Origin of the sequence: Streptomyces sp. NPDC001502 (genome assembly GCF_042894785.1) — a bacterium.
In the GTDB taxonomy this organism is placed as follows: Bacteria; Actinomycetota; Actinomycetes; order Streptomycetales; family Streptomycetaceae; genus Streptomyces; species Streptomyces kutzneri.
On sequence record NZ_JBIAVW010000007.1, the window covers coordinates 46,336 to 62,650 of the forward strand.

Sequence of the window (16,315 nt, forward strand, 5' to 3'; positions counted from 1 at the left end):
GGATGCATGGTGGCCCTATGTGCGGCCCTGCGTGTGACCATGCGTGGTGAAGCCCGAGTGAGAGAAGAGGAGAGGGGGACGGCATGAGACTGCTGCTCGTCGAGGACGACGATCACGTCGCGGCAGCCCTGTCCGCGATCCTCGCCCGCCACGGCTTCCAGGTCACCCACGCCCGCAACGGTGAAGAGGCCCTGCAGGCGCTCCTGGCCGCCGGCGCCCCGGCCTGCCCCCAGCCCTACGGTGTGATCCTGCTCGACCTCGGTCTGCCCGACCAGGACGGCTACGAGGTGTGCGGGAAGATCCGCAAGCGCACCGCCACACCCGTGATCATGGTGACCGCGCGGGCCGACGTACGCTCCCGCATCCACGGCCTGAACATGGGCGCCGACGACTACGTGGTCAAGCCCTACGACACCGGCGAGCTCCTCGCCCGGATCCACGCCGTCGCCCGGCGCACCGGCGCCGCCGAGGAGGCCGCCGCCCCCGGCACCGGTACGCCCGCGACCGTCCGCCTGGGCAACGTCAGCATCGAGTTGCCCACCCGCCGGGTCAGCGTGGACGGCGCCGACGTACCCCTCACCCGCAAGGAGTTCGACCTGCTGGCCCTGCTCGCGCAGCGGCCCGGCGTCGTCTTCCGCCGCGAGCAGATCATCAGCGAGGTGTGGCGCACCAGCTGGGAGGGGACCGGGCGCACCCTGGAGGTCCACGTCGCCTCGCTGCGCTCCAAGCTGCGCATGCCCGCCCTCATCGAGACCGTCCGAGGGGTGGGCTACCGGCTCGTCGCCCCGGCCGCTCCCTAGGGGCCCTCTGCCGTGCGTGCCCGTCTGCTCCCGCTGCTCGTCATCCTGATGGCGGGCACGCTGCTCGCCCTCGGCTTCCCGCTCGCGGTGAGCCTGGCCGCCGGCCAGCAGCAGCGGGTGGTGGTCGACCGGATCGACGACAGCGCCCGCTTCGCCGCCCTCGCACAGTTCTTCATCGACGCCGAGGGCTCGGGATCCACCACCGGAGCCGAAGAGCGCCGCGATGCCCTCGGGCTCGAACTCACCCGCTACCAGACCCTGTACGGAATCCGCGTCGGCATCTTCCACCGCAACTACAACGCCCTGGCCCGGTCCCCGGGCTGGTGGCAGCTCCCGGAAACGGCCGAGGGCCGCCGGGCCTTCGCGGAGGCGCTGGCCGGCCGGCGCAGCCATGATCCCCCGCAGGTGTGGCCCTGGCAGACCGACGGCAAACTGCTCGTCGTCTCCCCGGTCGTCCTCGACGGCGACGTGGTCGCCGTCGTCGCCACCGAATCCCCGACCGACCAGATGCGCGCCCGCATCCTGAAGGGCTGGCTGCTGATCGCGGGCGGGCTCGCCGCCGCCATGCTGGTCGCCTTCGGCGCCGCCCTCAAGCTCACTAGCTGGGTGCTCAAGCCCGTGCAGACCCTGGACGCGGCCGCCCACGGCATCGCCACGGGACGGATGAACTCGCGCGTCGCGGCCGCCGGCGGGCCCCCGGAACTCCAACGCCTGGCCCACTCGTTCAACGAGATGGCCGACAACGTCGAAGAGGTCCTGGAACAGCAGCGGGCGTTCGTCGCCGACGCCTCCCACCAGCTGCGCAATCCGCTCGCGGCGCTGCTCCTGCGGATCGAGCTGCTCGCCCTGGAACTGCCCGAGGGGAACGAGGAGATCGCCTCCGTGCGTACCGAGGGCAAGCGCCTGACCCAGGTCCTGGACGACCTGCTGGACCTGGCGCTGGCCGAGCACACCTCGGCCGAGATCAGCCTCACCGACATCGGGGCCCTGGCCGCCGAGCGGGTCGCCGCGTGGCGCCCGTACGCCGAGGAGAAGGGCGTACGGCTCACCGAGACGGGCCGGACCGCCGTCACCGGCTGGGCCGACCCCATCGCCCTGTCCAGCGCGCTCGACGCGGTCATCGACAACGCCCTCAAATTCACCCCCACGGGTGAGGAGGTCGAGGTCTCCGTCTCCAGCGAGGGGCGCTCCGTCCGTGTGGTCGTCGCCGACCGCGGCCCCGGCCTCACCGAGGACGAGCTGCTCCGCGTCGGCGACCGGTTCTGGCGCAGCGGCCGCCACCAGAACGTCAAGGGCTCCGGGCTCGGCCTGTCGATCTCCCGCGCCCTGCTCGCCGCGGGCGGCGGGACCCTCTCCTACGAGAAGAACCCGCCGCACGGGCTGCGGGTGACGGTGGCCGTCCCGCGCACCGACCCCCAGGGCGCCTGACCCCAGGCCTCGCGGGTCCGGCTACCAGACGAGGGTGGTGCGGGCCGCCTCCGACACCGCGTACAGCTCGTCGACGGCCCGGACCTCGAACGCCGCCGCCCGCTCCCGCCCGGCACGCGGGACGGCGGGCAGGTACAGGGCGGTGCCGCAGGTGCCCCCGAGGAAGCGCCGGGTGCCGTCCGGGAGGACCCGCCACACCTCGTAGTGGCGCGGACGCCCGCCGGGACCTGCCGCCGCCCGCCAGGACAGGCGCAGCCAGGCCCGGCCGTCCTGCCGGGACGAGGCGTCCACGACCGGTGCGGTGGGCGGAGCCGGGCGCCGGGTGCGGGTCTCGTCGCGCACCGACACGGCGCCGAGCCGCCACACCACCGGCTTCTTCCCGAGCGCGGTGATCCGTACCGCCAGGCCGTACGCGGTCCTGCCCGCCAGCGACGCCAGCCCGGCCCGCGTCGTGCGCCAGCCCTGCCCGGCATCCCGGGTCCCGGCCGGCAGCCACGTGTACGGGACCGGCTCGCCGGGGCCCGACGGCTCGCGGACGGCCACACCTACCTCCACCACGATCTCGGCCGCGATCTCGGCCGCGACCTCCGCCGTGCTCTCCGCCGGGACCGGCTCCGGACCGGTGGCGTGCACCAGCTCCAGGACCGATCCGGGGGTCAGCGGCAGCCGTGTGGAGTGCAGCCCGATGATCACGGGCGCGGTCAGCGCGCCTTCGACGAGCAGGCTGGAGCCGCCGCGCCAGGCGCCCGCGAAGTCCAGGGTGACCGAGGGGCGCGCCCCGGCGGTGTCCACCGCCCAGCGGCGGCCGGGGAGCCGGTCCTGGAGCCCGAAGTGGTTCCAGGGCGCGTCCGAGACGACCCTGCCGCCGTCGTACCAGCGCAGCCCGTGCCCGGCGTTGAAGGAGCAGGCGAAGGGGAGCCCGGCGACGGTGGACCGGTCGGCGACGACCGTAGCGGGGGCCCGCCAGCGGGACCCGGACGCGGCCGCGGACCCGGATTCGGGCGCGGGCCGGGCCGGGTCCAGGGACTCGCCCGTCCAGAACCGGTCGTCGGCGCGGTGGAAGGCTCCGGGGGAGCGGTCGGTGAGGTGGTTGCGGGTCCACTCGGGCCGGTAGAAGCCGTAGCTGACGACGTGGTCCCGCCCGCGCGGGACGATCGCGTCCCAGTCGACGACGGAGTCCCAGCCGCGGGACTCGGTGTCCACGGCGGCCCACAGTTCGTGGCGGGAGCGGCCGAGGCGGCCGGCGAGCGCGCCCGAGGCGGCCAGGGTGTCCGGGGTCCAGCGGAAGTCGACGAACATCGCGTCAGAGACCTTCCCGGCCCGGTCCTCGAAGAACTCCTGGTTGAGCGCGTTGAGGGCGCCCTGCCAGCCCACCCGGCCGGTGCTGTTCATGGCGTCGTACCAGGTGATGCGCAGACCGTGGGGCTCGCCGGCCGCCCGCAGGGCGCGCAGGAACTCCCGCATCCGGGTGGCGAGCGCACTGTCCCCGCCGTCGGTCTCGGCATTCAGGAACCAGCCGTCGAAGCCGTAGGACCGCGCCACCTGGACGAGCTTGTCGGCGATCGGGAAGCGGCCGCGGGAGTCCCGCCGCACCAGGTCGCGGGTCCACCGGAGGTCGCCGCCGTAGGCGACGGGCGGCAGGAACACGTTGCCCAGCACCCGGACCCCGTTGCGGTGGGCGGCGTCGACCACGGGCGCGTTCGGCGCGAGCACGATGCCCTCGCCGGCGGAGCCGCCCCAGAAGACCAGCTCGTCGATGTACGCCCAGTGCGTGAGCGCGTAGTGGTCGGCGGTCGGGGAGCCCTGGGACGGGTTCCCGGCCGTGGGCCCGAAGGAGACCAGGGAGGAGATACGGGCCTGGCCGGCGCGGGCGTCCCGGTTCGCCGGGACCGGGGTGAACCGTTCCGCCAGGGGCACGGTCGAGGTGTTGTGGGCCAGATCGGGGTCGCTCTCGGGGGTCCACCGGCTGAGCGAGCGCCACACGATCCCGGGGCCGGGGGTTCCCGAGGGGAGGGAGTCCGGGAACCAGTACGAGGCGTACGGGGCCAGGTCGGCCGGGGCCGGTGCCGACGTCCCCACGGGTAAGGGGGCGAGCGCGGCGGCGGCCCGGGCGCGGCCCGCCAGGCCCAGCAGCGCGGCGGCCCCGGCCCCGGTGGCCAGCACCCTGCGCCGGGTCGGCCGTACCGCGGCGGGCGGCGTGCGGGGATCGACGCCGTTGTCGGTCTCGGGCATGCGGGGCTCCTCACGAAGAGATCGGTGGATCGAAGGATCGGGGGATCGCTCGGTCAGGTCAGGGCAGGTCTGGTCAGGGCAGGTCACGTCACGTCACGTCGCGCACGCGCAGCACCTCGGTGATGCCGCGCGCGGCCAGATGGGCCGGGTCCGCGGCGCGTTCCGCGAGGACCACCGCAGGGCGCACCCCCTGGGCCGTCAGCGAGGCCCAGGCTTCGAAGAACCCGCCGCCGGGGGCGCACACCGAGCGCCCCGGAGCCCCCGCCGCCCCGTCGGCGTCAGCGCCCGCGACCTCGCCCGCATCCCCGCCGACGTCCACGGCGAGCGCGGTGGACCGCGGGGCCGGGCGGTGTGCGCGGCCCCGCCACCGCTCGGCGATCCGGGAGACGGCGGCGCCGGCCGGCTTGGTCCGGCGGTCGTTGGTGAGCAGGCCGAGGCCGTACTCCAGCTCCGGGAAGTCCGCGAGCTCCCGGGACACGTCGTGCGAACACCACCAGGTCACGCCCCACAGGTCCGGGCAGTCCAGGGCGTTCGCGACGGTGGCCTCGGTGAACCGCGCCGCGTGCTCGGGCGGGATCAGCGGCGCCGGGGCGCCGACCTCCTGGAGCCACACCGGGCGGTGCGGGTCCAGGGCCCAGGCCTTGGACAGCTCGATCAGGTACGCGGCATGGTGCTCGGTCGCCGTCCCGCTCCGGCCGTGGCGCTGGGCGGTGCCGTTGAACACCCAGGAGTGCACGGCGGTGGCCCCGCCCAGCCGGGCCGCCTGGGCCGCGGTGAAGGGGTGCCCGTCCTGGTACCAGGCCGCGTCGTACTCGGCATGCAGATGCAGCCGCCCCGGGGCGCCCGCCTCGCAGGCGGCGAGCATCCGCTCCAGCCAGCGGGCGGCCTGGTCCGGGGTGATCCGGTCGGGGTCGGGGTGCGGGGCGCCGGAGAACTGGTTGATCTCGTTGCCGACCGTCATGCCCAGGAAGTTCGGCCGGTCGGCGAGGGCCGCGGCGAGCGTGCGCAGGTACTCCTCCTGCCCGGCGACCACGTCCGGGTCGGTGAAGATGCTGCGCCGGTGCCAGGTCCGGGTCCAGGCGGGCAGGAAGTCGAAGCTCGACAAGTGCCCCTGCAGGCCGTCCACGTTGACGTCGAGCCCGTGCTCGGCGGCCGCGTCGGCGAGCGCGACGAGCTGCTCGACGGCGCGCGGCCGGATGAGCGTCCGGTTCGGCTGGAAGACCGGCCACAGCGGGAAGACGCGGATGTGGTCCAGCCCGAGCGCGGCGATCGAGTCGAGGTCGGCCCGCACCTCGGCGAGGTCGAAGTCCAGCCAGTGGTGGAACCAGCCGCGGGCCGGCGTGTAGTTGGCACCGAAGCGGAGCGCGTCATCGGGCACAGGGCGTCCTGGAGTTCTGGAGTACGCGAGTACTGGAGGAATTCACCGGATGCGGCACAACCTGCCGGTGCGGGTGGGGAAAGTCAACAGGGCCCACGCTTGTGCACTTATGCGCTTCAGCCCAGTTGACACAAGGGTTCCGGGGAGAAGAGCCTGAGAAAACTAATGCGCTTTAGTTGCGGCTGGCCGCAAGGAAGTGTGTGGAAATGGACAGTGGTATCAGCGGTATTTCGGTCACCCGGCCGCCACCCCGGCCCGGGCACCGCTGCGCGCGCTGCGGAGCCCCGGCTGCGACCTCACCGGGTTCCGGGACCTGCCGGCCCCGGTGCACACCGGGTCACCGGCGGAACCCGGCCGGGCCGTCGCCGCTTCGGGCCGCCTGGAGGCCGCCGGGCAGCCGACCGGGGTGGCCGGGCGCGCAGCTCCGTTCGTGCAGCTCCGTACGCGCAGCGGACCGCCGGAGCGCCTCGTGATGCGGGGTCAGGGATCAGGTGGAACGGCAGCCGCAGCAGACCGTGTTCAGTCGCTCCTGGCCGCACCGCACGGGGACGGGCCCGCTGGGGGACGTGCAGTACGGGGTGACGTGTCGCGGAGTGCCATCCGCCGATCGACACCCTCCCGGAAACCACCGGAAACCAATGGATCGTCATAAAAGCGGCCTGTCAGGGCAGGATCGCGTACGGTCCGGCCATTGCCGTCCGTATTCCGCCACGTGTGACGCACCCGAAGGACGAATGAGGCAGGCCATGGCCCGCAGACCCACGATCAAGGACATCGCCCGGCAGGCCGGTGTGTCGGAGAGCGCCGTCTCCTTCGCGCTCAACGACCGGCCGGGCGTCTCGCAGGACACCCGGTCCCGGATCCGGCGCGTCGCCGAGGAACTCGGCTGGCAGCCCAACAGCGCGGCCCGGGCCCTGTCCGGCGAACGCTCCGGGGCCGTCGGCCTGGTCCTCGCCCGGCCCGCGCACACGCTCGGCGTCGAGTCCTTCTTCCTCCAGCTCGTCTCCGGCATCCAGGAGGTCCTCTCCGCCGCCCGGACGGCCCTGCTGTTCCAGGTCGTCGAGGACATCGACGCCGAATGCGCCGTCTACCGCCGCTGGTGGGCCGAGCGACGGGTCGACGGGGTCCTCGTCGTCGACCCGCGCACGAGCGACCCGCGACCGGCGCTCCTCGAAGGACTGGCCCTGCCCGCGGTCACCATCGGCGAGGCCCTGTCCCCGGCCGGCGGCGCGGTCGGCGGCTTTGGAGACGGGGGCGTTGACGGGGGCGGGCGAGGTCCTTCCCCGGTTCCCTCCCCGGTTCCCGCCCCGGCTTCTGCCCCGGCTCCCTCCTCCGCGACCCTGTCGTCGGTCCGGGCCGACGACGCCGGCGCCATGGCCCAGGTCCTGGAGCACCTGTACGGGCTGGGCCACCGCCGGATCGTGCACGTCGCCGGGCTCCCCGGTCTCGCCCACACGGTCCGCCGGATGGAGTCCCTGCGGGCCGAGGCCGCACGTCGCGGCCTCGGCCCGGACCAGGTGCGCTCGGTGGTCACCGACTACTCCGACGCCGAGGGCGCGGCGGCCACCCGACGGGTCCTCGCCGAGCCCGATCCGCCCACGGCGCTCGTCTACGACAACGACGTGATGGCTGTGGCCGGGAGCGCGGTCGCCGCCGAGCTGGGCATCCCCGTCCCGGGCCGGCTGTCGATCGTGGCCTGGGACGACTCCGCGCTCTGCCGGGTGACCCATCCCCGGCTCACCGCACTCGTACGGGACACCCCGGGCTTCGGCCGGCTGGCAGCCGAGGAGCTCCTGGCCGTCCTCGCGGGCAGCCCGCCCGGGCTGCGGATCAGCGAGCGGCCGAGGCTGGAGCCTCGCGAGAGCACGGCGCCGCCCCCGGCGCATACTTAATCCTGAAACCTTCCTGGAGCCGCCACCGTGATCATTCCCAGCGCCCCGTTCCCCGCACCGCGGGCCGCCGCAGCGGCCTCCGGACCGACGGTGGCGATCGACATCGGGGGTACGAAGATCGCCGGTGCGCTGGTGCACCCCGACGGCACGATGACGGCCACCACCCGCCGCCCGACCCCGCGCGGGGCGGATGCCGACGCGGTCATGGCGGCGGTCGCCGAGGTCGTCGCCGACCTCTCCGCGTCGCCGCTGTGGGCCTCGGCGGTCCGCTGCGGGATCGGCAGCGCCGGCCCGGTGGACACCTCCCGGGGCACGGTCAGCCCGGTCAACATCGGGGCGTGGCGGGAGTTCCCGGTCCAGGAGCGCGTCGTGGCGGAGCTCGCGGCGCGCGGAGCCGACCTGCCGACCGTGCTGGCCGGCGACGGGGTGGCGATGACCGCCGCCGAGCACTGGCTGGGTGCGGCCCGGGGCCACGCGAACGCCCTGTGCATGGTGGTCTCCACGGGCGTGGGCGGCGGCCTGATCCTGAACAACCAGCTCCACCCCGGCCCCACGGGCAACGCGGGACACATCGGTCACATCAGCGTGGCCTTCGACGGCGAACCGTGTGTCTGCGGCGGCCGAGGCTGCGTCGAGTCGATCGCCTCCGGTACGGCGATCGCCCGCTGGGCCCTGGATCAGGGCTGGACCCCGTCGGACAACGGGTCGGACACGGCGGGCGGCGGAGGCGACGCCACGGCGGCGGGTGTGGCCGCTGCCGCCGCCGAGGGTGACCCGATCGCCCTGGCCGCCTTCGACCGGGCGGGCCGCGCCCTGGCCGCCGCCATCGCGGCCACTGCGACCCTCGTGGAGACGGACATCGCGGTCATCGGCGGTGGAGTGGCCATCGCCGGCGACACCCTCTTCGCCCCGATCCGCAGCCACCTCGCGGCCTACGCCACGCTCTCGTTCGTCAAGGACATCCAGGTGGTGCCGGCGATGCTGGGCACCCATGCGGGGCTGATCGGCGCGGCCGCGGCGGCGACCATGCTGCTGCCCGCGGCGCCGTCCCCTTCGTGACCCTGGGGAGCCTCGTGCCCCTGGGGACCCTCGTGACCCTCGGGACCCTCAGGGCTTGACGGACCGGTAGTACCGGCGCGCGCCCTCGTGCAGGTCCAGGGGGTCGGTGTAGATCGCGGTCCGCAGGTCCACGAGCTGCGCCGCGTGCACCTGGCGCCCGACGAGGTCGCGGCTGAGGATCACCGTCCGCGTCAGCTGCTCGGTGAGCTGGGGGTCGGTCCCCGCCGTGGTCACCAGCAGGTTCGGCACGGCCAGGGTCGACACCGAGCTGGTGTTGCGCGCCCGCCCGTAGGCGTCCTGCGGCATGACCGCCGTCCGGTAGTAGCGCGCCGGGCTGCCGCTCTCCTGCAGCTGTTCCATCAGGTCGCCGAGTTGCACGAGCCGGATGTCGAAGCGCTCCGACAGCTCGCGCACGGCGTTCGTCGGCAGGCCGCCGGACCAGAAGAACGCGTCGATCCGGCCGGCTTCCAGTTCGCCCGGCATGGTGTCGATGCCGATGGACACCGACGTGAGGTCCAGCACCGGGTCGATCTTGGCCGCCCTCAGCAGCCGCTCCGAGACCAGCCGCACGCCGGACCCCGGCTGGCCGATCGCGACCCGCTTGCCGCGCAGGTCACGGGCCGACTGCACCGGGGAGTCGGCCGGGACCACCAGCTGCACGTAGTCGTCGTAGAGCCGTGCGACCCCGCGCAGCAGGTCCGCGCCGGGCTTCTTGTCGAGCTGGTACTTGGCGACCGCGTCCGCCGTCGCCACCGTGAAGTCCGCCTCGCCGGTGGCCAGCCGCTTCAGGTTCTCCTGCGAGCCCTCGCTGGTCTCCAGGTGTACGTCCATCCCGGGCATGTCCCGGCCGAGCGCCTGCTCCAGGAGCTGCCCGTACCGGTGGTAGACCCCGGTCCGCGCGCCCGTGCTGAAGGTCAGCTCGCCCTGCAGTTCCGGCTGCCCGAAGGGCTTCAGCCACCACGTCAGGACCCCGAGCACGGCGAGTACGGCCACCATGACCCGCAGGGCGTGGCGCCTGCTGATCCGGGGCGGTACGAGAGGCATGGCCGCGATCCTGCCACCCGTCCGCCGTCCTGTCACGGCGCGGGCCGTCCGGGAGCTCCCGAGCGGAGCCTTCCCAGCAGCTTGCGCGCGGCCGGCCCGGGCGGTCCGTCCGTGCGCCAGGCCAGTGCGACCCTCCCGGTCAGCCCCGGCTCGGTGATCCGCAGCGCGCACAGCCCGGCGCTGCCGCTGCCGCTGCCGCTGCCGCTGTCGGTGTCGGTGTCGTTGCCGGCGCCGGCGGCCCGTGGGCTCGCTCCCGACTCCGCCCCGGACGGCACCACCGCCACCCCCAGGCCCCGCGCGGCCAGCCGGACCAGCACGGCGGGCGCCGCCGCCTCGAAGTCCACCCGCGGCGCGAAGCCCGCCTGCGCGCACGCCCGCTCCAGCACCCCGCGCAGCCCGGTCCCCCACGGCAGGCTGATCAGGGCCCGCCCGCGCAGGGCACTCAGCGGGATCCCGCCGTCCACGGCGGCCGCCACCAGCGGATCGTCCGCCCGCACCGCCGCGACCAGAGGTTCGTCGAGCACCACCTGGCAGGAGACGCCCGGCGGAGTTTCCCCCGCGAGGCCGACCACCGCCAGGTCCAGCTCCCCGCGCAGCAGCGCGGCCAGCATCCGCTCCGAGGTGTCCTCGGAGAGCGCGATCTCCACCCCGGGGTGCTCGTCGTGGAAGGCCCCGAGCACCTCCACCACGTCGAACCCGTCCACCACCGCCCCGGCCGCCCCCGGGACCAGCCCCAGGGCCACCCGCCCGCGCAGCAGGCCGGAGAACTCCTCGGCCGTCCGCCGTACGCCCTCCACCGCCGCCAGCGCGGCCCGCGCGTACGAGAGCACCGCCCGGCCCGCCTCCGTCGGGGTCACCCGCCGCCCGGACCGGTCGAGCAGCCGCTGCCCGAGCTCGCGTTCCAGCTGCGCGACCTGGGCGCTCACCCCGGGCTGTGACACGTGCAGCCGCGCCCCGGCCCGCGTGAAGCCGCCCTCTTCCACCACGGCCACGAAGTAGCGCAGCTGAGCCAGTTCCATAAGTACGGATTCTAGATCGCAGAAGGACCTGCTCTTGGACTTATACCCGGTGCCCCCTCGACCCTGAAGCCATGAGCCGATCAGCGCCCCGACCCACGCCCCGCTCCACTCCCCGACCCACGCCCCGACCCGCGTCCCGCTCCACCTCTCCCGCCTCCGTGCGCCGCCGTAACATCGCCGCGGCCGTCGCCGCCGAACGCCGCGAGCTCGCCGACGTACTGGACGGCCTCACCCCGGACCGGTGGGACGCCCCGTCGCTCTGCACCGGCTGGCGCGTCCGCGAGGTCGCCGCCCACCTGTCCCTCGGCTTCCGCACCACCCTCCCCGGCTTCGCCGCCGAACTGCTGCGGGCCCGCGGCAGCCTGCACCGGATGACCGACCGCACGGCCCGCCGCGACGCCGCCGCCTTCACCACGCGCGAGCTCGCCGCACTGCTCCGCGAGAACGCCGGCCACCCCTGGAAACCGCCCGCCGCCGGTCCCACCGGAGCCCTCGCCCACGACGTGGTCCACGGCCTCGACATCACCGTCGCCCTCGGCCACCCCCGCCGCGTCCCCGAGGACCGGCTGCGGCTCCTCCTCGACGCGGTCACCCCCCGGTCCCTGCGCTTCTTCGGCGCGGACCTGACCGGTGTCCAGCTGCGCGCGCAGGACCTGGACTGGTCCCACGGCGAGGGAACTCCGGTGTACGGAGAAGCCCAGGACCTGCTGCTCGTCCTCTTCGGCCGCCGCCTTCCCCCGGGTCGGCTGAACGGGGGACCGGAGGGCCACCGGGTACCGCCTACCCTTGTTGCATGACCAGCAGCGACCGGAGCCAGGCAGTGGACGTGAAGCGAAGCTACGAGGTGCGCACCTACGGGTGCCAGATGAACGTGCACGACTCGGAGCGGCTCTCCGGTCTGCTGGAGGACGCAGGCTACGTCCGGGCGCCCGAGGGCGCCGACGGCGACGCCGACGTCGTGGTCTTCAACACCTGTGCGGTCCGCGAGAACGCCGACAACAAGCTGTACGGCAACCTCGGCCGGCTGGCCCCGATGAAGACGAAGCGCCCCGGCATGCAGATCGCCGTCGGCGGCTGCCTCGCGCAGAAGGACCGCGACACCATCGTCAAGCGGGCCCCCTGGGTCGATGTCGTCTTCGGCACGCACAACATCGGCAAGCTGCCCGTGCTGCTGGAGCGCGCCCGCATCCAGGAAGAGGCGCAGGTCGAGATCGCCGAGTCGCTGGAGGCCTTCCCCTCCACGCTCCCGACCCGCCGCGAGTCCGCGTACGCCGCCTGGGTCTCGATCTCCGTCGGCTGCAACAACACCTGCACCTTCTGCATCGTCCCGGCCCTGCGCGGCAAGGAGGAGGACCGTCGCCCCGGCGACATCCTCGCCGAGGTGGAGGCCCTGGTCGCCGAGGGCGTCTCGGAGATCACCCTGCTCGGCCAGAACGTGAACGCCTACGGTTCGGACCTGGGTGACCGCGAGGCCTTCTCCAAGCTGCTGCGCGCCTGCGGTCAGATCGAGGGCCTGGAGCGGGTCCGTTTCACCTCCCCGCACCCGCGCGACTTCACGGACGACGTGATCGCGGCGATGGCCGAGACCCCGAACGTGATGCCGCAGCTGCACATGCCGATGCAGTCCGGATCGGACACGATCCTGAAGGCGATGCGCCGCTCGTACCGGCAGGAGCGATTCCTCGGGATCATCGAGAAGGTCCGCGCCGCGATCCCGCACGCCGCGATCTCCACCGACATCATCGTGGGCTTCCCCGGCGAGACGGAGGAGGACTTCCAGCAGACGATGCACGCGGTGCGCGAGGCCCGTTTCGCGAACGCCTTCACCTTCCAGTACTCCAAGCGGCCCGGCACCCCCGCCGCCGACATGGACGGGCAGATCCCCAAGGAGGTGGTCCAGGAGCGGTACATGCGCCTGGTCGCCCTCCAGGAGGAGATCTCCTGGGACGAGAACAAGAAGCAGGTCGGCCGCACGCTGGAGGTCATGGTCGCGGAGGGCGAGGGCCGCAAGGACGGCGCCACGCACCGCCTCTCCGGCCGCGCGCCCGACAACCGCCTGGTCCACTTCACGAAGCCGGAGGCGGAGGTCCGCCCGGGTGACGTGGTCACCGTGGACATCACCTACGCGGCCCCGCACCACCTGCTGGCCGAGGGCCCGACGCTGACCGTGCGCCGGACGCGCGCCGGCGACGCCTGGGAGAAGCGCAACGCCGCCCCCGCCCAGCCGGCGGGCGTCATGCTCGGCATCCCGACGCTGGGCGTCCCGGCGCCCCTGCCGACCGTCGCCTCCGGCTGCGCGGTGCCCGCCTCCTCCTGAGCGACACGGGTCCCGCGCCTGCGGCTAGGCTGCGGATCATGCTCGTAGCCGCTGCCGTCTGTCCCGCCCCGCCGCTGCTCGTGCCGGAGGTTGCCGCGGGGGCCGCCGCCGAACTCGGCGACGCCCGCACCGCCTGCTCCGACGCACTGGCGGTGCTCGCCGCGTCCCGGCCCGACCTGCTGGTCGTGGTCGGGGCCGCCGCCGAGGGCGGCGCGTACGACCAGGGCACCCCCGGCGGCTTCGCCGGGTTCGGGGTGGACCTGACCGTCACCCTGGGCCCCGACCTGGGCGAACCGCCGAGCGGCCACGCCACCGGGACCACCCTCCCGGCTTCCCTCGCGGTGGCCGGCTGGCTGCTCGGCCAGGCCCGCTGGGCGGCCGCCCCGGTCGCCGGAGTGGCCGTCGCCGTGGACCTCGCCCCGAGCGGGTGCGGCCTCCTCGGAGCGGACCTGGGCGGTTCCGCCGAACGCGTGGCCATGCTGGTCCTCGGGGACGGCAGTGCCTGCCGCACCCTCAAGGCCCCCGGCTACCTCGACGAGCGGGCCGCCGCCTTCGACGCCGCCGCCGCCCGCGCACTGGGCGCCGCGGACGTTGCCGCGCTGGCCGGGATCGACGCCGCGCTCGCGGCCGAGCTCCAGGCCGCCGGACGGGCCCCCTGGCAGGTGCTGGCCGGCGCCGCCGAGGGCGCGGAGCTGGAAGGGCGCCTGCTGTACGAGGACGCACCGTACGGCGTGGGGTACTTCGTGGCCGCCTGGTCGTAGCCGCCCGGCGGCCGCGGAGCCGACAGGGCCGACAGGGCCGACAGGGGCGGCCGTAGGGCTCCTGGAACGGCGAAGGGGCGCGGGACCGGCAGCTGCCGGTCCCCCGCCCCTTCGCCGGACCGCGTCAGGAGGCGGTCGGCGGCGTCGGCCCGCCGGGAGCGTCCTTGTGCGCGATCTTCCCCAGGGCGTCCTTCGCCTTGCCCGTCCCGCTCGTGATCTGGCCGCTGTACTTGCCCTTGGTCTTGGAGTCCACGGCCTTGGCCACCTTGTCCAGACTCTCGCCGATCTTGCCCTCGTGCTGCAGGGCGAGATCGCCGACCTTGTCCTTCGCCGGACCGAGCTTGGCCTTCAGATTGTCCAGCAGGCCCATGGGTCACCTTCCGTTGGCGGTCGCTACGTGCGGGCGCCCTCGCCGGTCTCGCTGTCCGCGGCCACCGGGGCCGCCAGCTGCTTCGGAATCTCCACGACTCCCGCCTCCGGAGACTCCTCGGCAACAGGCTCGGCCTCCTCGGCCACACCGGACTCCGCCGTCAGGTCCTCCGCCGTGACCTCCTCGGTCACAACCTCGTCCTTACGGCGAAAAAACCGATCAAAAACGCCCATGTCTACTCCCGTAACGTTACTCGTGTGAGTGAAGTTCCGCGTCGACCGGACCGGCCTGCGCCGGGCGTACGCAGGGCGCATGTCCGGCCGGAACCTCGCCAGGGCAACGACCCCGGCCTCACCCCGTCACGTAACTCGATCGGGTACATGCCGTGGGGTTTGCGAGACTGGTGCGGTGAGGAAAGCAGCCCCCGCCCCGCGGGTCATCGCCGTCGTAGGTCCCACCGCGGCAGGAAAGTCCGACCTGGGCGTAGCCCTGGCCCGCCATTTCGACGGCGAAGTCGTCAACGCCGACTCCATGCAGCTGTACCGGGGGATGGACATCGGCACCGCCAAACTGACGACCGAGGAACGCGGCGGTGTCCCGCACCACCTCCTCGACATCTGGGACGTCACCGACACCGCCAACGTCGCCGACTACCAGCGGCTGGCCCGCCTGGAGATCGACAAACTGCTCGCCGAGGGCCGCACCCCCGTCCTCGTCGGCGGATCCGGCCTGTACGTCCGCGGCGCCCTGGACGTCATGGAGTTCCCCGGCACCGACCCCGAGGTGCGGGCCCGCCTGGAGGAAGAGGTCACGCTCCGTGGCCCCGGCGCCCTGCACGCCCGCCTCGCCGCCGCCGACCCGGCCGCCGCGCAGGCCATCCTGCCCAGCAACGGCCGCCGCATCGTCCGCGCGCTCGAAGTGATCGAGATCACCGGCCGCCCCTTCACCGCCAACCTGCCCGGCCACGATTCCGTCTACGACACCGTGCAGATCGGCGTCGACGTGGCCCGCCCGGAGCTCGACGAGCGGATCGCCCTGCGGGTCGACCGGATGTGGGAGGCCGGGCTGGTGGACGAGGTCCGCGCGCTGGAGGCCCGCGGGCTGCGCGACGGAATCACCGCCTCCAGGGCGCTCGGCTACCAGCAGGTGCTGGCCGCGCTCGCCGGTGAGTGCACCGAGGACGAGGCCCGGGCCGAGACCGTCCGGGCGACCAAGCGGTTCGCCCGCCGCCAGGACTCCTGGTTCCGCCGCGACCCGCGCGTGCACTGGCTCAGCGGGGCCGTCGCCGACCGGGGGGAACTCCCCGGACTCGCGCAGTCGTTGGTCGAACGAGCGGTCACAGCCTGATCACGTGATGGCATCGGGACGCCTCACGCGCCAGTAGTGGGGCCAGGGGCGTGCCATCATCAAACTCCAGCGGGTGCGATCACCTGCGATGAACGGCGGCGTACTGAGTCCGAGTGGGGAGGGCGCGTGGCGATGGAGGCCGGCCCTCGCGACACCGGGCAGGACGACACCCGGAGGGAAGCGGATCCGATGCTTCTGGACGGGACGGACGGGACGGACGGGCCCACAGGGCTCGGGCTGCCCGCCGATCCGGCGCGACTGACCCCGGACGGCCCGGACACCCCGGACTCCGCCGAGGCGGAGGCCGCGGCCGGACCCGAGTTCGAGGTCGAACTGCGCCCACAGCGCCGCCTGCGCCTGTGGCAGATCGCCCCGATCGCGATGCTCGCCGCCACCGGTTCGCTGATGTTCGCCTTCCCGCTCGCCTTCGAGTTCGGCGACGGCGGCGCGGTGGTCGCCATGCTCGGCTTCCTGATCAGCTGCTGCGCCGGAGGCTGGGGAATGATGGCCGCCCGACGGGTCGGCCACACGTGGCCCGGTCTCCCGGCCCGGGGGAGCGGCCGCCGCCCGGACTGGCGCATGGCCGCGCTGTACGCCGTTGTCGCACTGGCCGTCGTAGGTCTCGCCGTGTACCGGGTCGCCCGGCTCCGCTGACCGCCGCCCGGCCG

Annotated in this window: 15 protein-coding genes; 9 read left to right on the plus strand and 6 right to left on the minus strand. The window is 74.0% G+C overall.

All coding sequences use genetic code 11. The features are described 5' to 3' along the window. The first annotated feature begins 83 nt into the window (after positions 1-83). Both ACFY0D_RS13835 and ACFY0D_RS13840 read left to right on the plus strand, forming a co-directional pair. Positions 84-800, plus strand: a complete 717-nt coding sequence (locus ACFY0D_RS13835; RefSeq protein WP_351163225.1) for a response regulator transcription factor — start codon at positions 84-86, stop codon at positions 798-800. A gap of 12 nt (positions 801-812) precedes the next feature. Then, positions 813-2,228, plus strand: coding sequence for an ATP-binding protein (locus tag ACFY0D_RS13840; RefSeq protein ID WP_390798547.1), 1,416 nt, complete (start codon positions 813-815; stop codon positions 2,226-2,228). 21 nt (positions 2,229-2,249) lie between these two features. Here the strand turns inward: ACFY0D_RS13840 and ACFY0D_RS13845 are convergent, their stop codons facing one another. Together ACFY0D_RS13845 and ACFY0D_RS13850 are read right to left on the minus strand one after the other, a co-directional pair. After that, positions 2,250-4,460: an endo-beta-N-acetylglucosaminidase gene (locus tag ACFY0D_RS13845; RefSeq protein ID WP_390798548.1), complete on the minus strand. Its 2,211-nt coding sequence runs from the start codon at positions 4,458-4,460 to the stop codon at positions 2,250-2,252. Positions 4,461-4,548: 88 nt separating this feature from the next. Continuing rightward, a complete protein-coding gene (locus ACFY0D_RS13850) occupies positions 4,549-5,838 on the minus strand; it encodes a glycosyl hydrolase (protein WP_390798549.1) in 1,290 nt (429 codons plus the stop codon). 746 nt (positions 5,839-6,584) lie between these two features. On the opposite strand from ACFY0D_RS13850, the gene ACFY0D_RS13855 reads away from it, so the two are divergent. Then, positions 6,585-7,730, plus strand: coding sequence for a LacI family DNA-binding transcriptional regulator (locus tag ACFY0D_RS13855; protein ID WP_390798550.1), 1,146 nt, complete (start codon positions 6,585-6,587; stop codon positions 7,728-7,730). A gap of 33 nt (positions 7,731-7,763) precedes the next feature. Continuing rightward, a complete protein-coding gene (locus tag ACFY0D_RS13860; RefSeq protein ID WP_390798808.1) occupies positions 7,764-8,789 on the plus strand; it encodes an ROK family protein in 1,026 nt (341 codons plus the stop codon). A 48-nt stretch (positions 8,790-8,837) separates the two neighbouring features. Here the strand turns inward: ACFY0D_RS13860 and ACFY0D_RS13865 are convergent, their stop codons facing one another. Both ACFY0D_RS13865 and ACFY0D_RS13870 read right to left on the minus strand, forming a co-directional pair. Further along, positions 8,838-9,833: a TAXI family TRAP transporter solute-binding subunit gene (locus ACFY0D_RS13865; RefSeq protein WP_390798551.1), complete on the minus strand. Its 996-nt coding sequence runs from the start codon at positions 9,831-9,833 to the stop codon at positions 8,838-8,840. Positions 9,834-9,865: 32 nt separating this feature from the next. After that, the gene (locus tag ACFY0D_RS13870; RefSeq protein WP_390798552.1) at positions 9,866-10,852 is read right to left on the minus strand and encodes a LysR family transcriptional regulator; all 987 of its coding nucleotides are present in this window, start codon (positions 10,850-10,852) and stop codon (positions 9,866-9,868) included. Between the two features lie 158 nt (positions 10,853-11,010). Here ACFY0D_RS13870 and ACFY0D_RS13875 point away from each other — a divergent pair, with 158 nt between their 5' ends. From ACFY0D_RS13875 to ACFY0D_RS13885, 3 genes are read left to right on the plus strand one after another with little or no spacing between them, the layout of a single operon-like run. Beyond that, the gene (locus ACFY0D_RS13875; RefSeq protein ID WP_390798553.1) at positions 11,011-11,649 is read left to right on the plus strand and encodes a maleylpyruvate isomerase family mycothiol-dependent enzyme; all 639 of its coding nucleotides are present in this window, start codon (positions 11,011-11,013) and stop codon (positions 11,647-11,649) included. Continuing rightward, positions 11,646-13,169 (plus strand): tRNA (N6-isopentenyl adenosine(37)-C2)-methylthiotransferase MiaB, encoded by a 1,524-nt coding sequence (gene miaB / locus ACFY0D_RS13880; protein ID WP_390798554.1) that lies wholly within the window; start codon positions 11,646-11,648, stop codon positions 13,167-13,169. Before ACFY0D_RS13875 ends, miaB begins: the two co-directional genes overlap by 4 nt. Positions 13,170-13,207: 38 nt before the next feature. Continuing rightward, complete coding sequence (locus tag ACFY0D_RS13885) at positions 13,208-13,930, plus strand: hypothetical protein (RefSeq protein ID WP_390798555.1); 723 nt, start codon at positions 13,208-13,210, stop codon at positions 13,928-13,930. Positions 13,931-14,054: 124 nt separating this feature from the next. Here ACFY0D_RS13885 and ACFY0D_RS13890 read toward each other — a convergent pair whose 3' ends face one another. Next, positions 14,055-14,300 carry an antitoxin gene (locus tag ACFY0D_RS13890; protein WP_390798556.1) on the minus strand — a complete coding sequence of 82 codons (246 nt, stop codon included), beginning with the start codon at positions 14,298-14,300 and terminating at the stop codon, positions 14,055-14,057. Positions 14,301-14,323: 23 nt separating this feature from the next. Beyond that, positions 14,324-14,491, minus strand: a complete 168-nt coding sequence (locus ACFY0D_RS13895) for a gliding motility protein (protein WP_390798557.1) — start codon at positions 14,489-14,491, stop codon at positions 14,324-14,326. Between the two features lie 217 nt (positions 14,492-14,708). On the opposite strand from ACFY0D_RS13895, the gene miaA reads away from it, so the two are divergent. Both miaA and ACFY0D_RS13905 read left to right on the plus strand, forming a co-directional pair. Further along, positions 14,709-15,647, plus strand: a complete 939-nt coding sequence (miaA, locus tag ACFY0D_RS13900; protein ID WP_382545099.1) for a tRNA (adenosine(37)-N6)-dimethylallyltransferase MiaA — start codon at positions 14,709-14,711, stop codon at positions 15,645-15,647. A gap of 126 nt (positions 15,648-15,773) precedes the next feature. Next, positions 15,774-16,301, plus strand: coding sequence for a hypothetical protein (locus ACFY0D_RS13905; RefSeq protein ID WP_390798558.1), 528 nt, complete (start codon positions 15,774-15,776; stop codon positions 16,299-16,301). Positions 16,302-16,315 lie beyond the last annotated feature (14 nt).

Coding starts and splice junctions, on each gene's coding strand:
- ACFY0D_RS13845 (WP_390798548.1), bottom strand. CDS start 4,460: ATGCCCGAGACCGACAACGGCGTCGATCCCCGCACGCCGCCCGCCGCG.
- ACFY0D_RS13885 (WP_390798555.1), top strand. CDS start 13,208: ATGCTCGTAGCCGCTGCCGTCTGTCCCGCCCCGCCGCTGCTCGTGCCG.
- miaB (WP_390798554.1), top strand. CDS start 11,646: ATGACCAGCAGCGACCGGAGCCAGGCAGTGGACGTGAAGCGAAGCTAC.
- ACFY0D_RS13865 (WP_390798551.1), bottom strand. CDS start 9,833: ATGCCTCTCGTACCGCCCCGGATCAGCAGGCGCCACGCCCTGCGGGTC.
- ACFY0D_RS13855 (WP_390798550.1), top strand. CDS start 6,585: ATGGCCCGCAGACCCACGATCAAGGACATCGCCCGGCAGGCCGGTGTG.
- ACFY0D_RS13835 (WP_351163225.1), top strand. CDS start 84: ATGAGACTGCTGCTCGTCGAGGACGACGATCACGTCGCGGCAGCCCTG.
- ACFY0D_RS13890 (WP_390798556.1), bottom strand. CDS start 14,300: ATGGGCCTGCTGGACAATCTGAAGGCCAAGCTCGGTCCGGCGAAGGAC.
- ACFY0D_RS13870 (WP_390798552.1), bottom strand. CDS start 10,852: ATGGAACTGGCTCAGCTGCGCTACTTCGTGGCCGTGGTGGAAGAGGGC.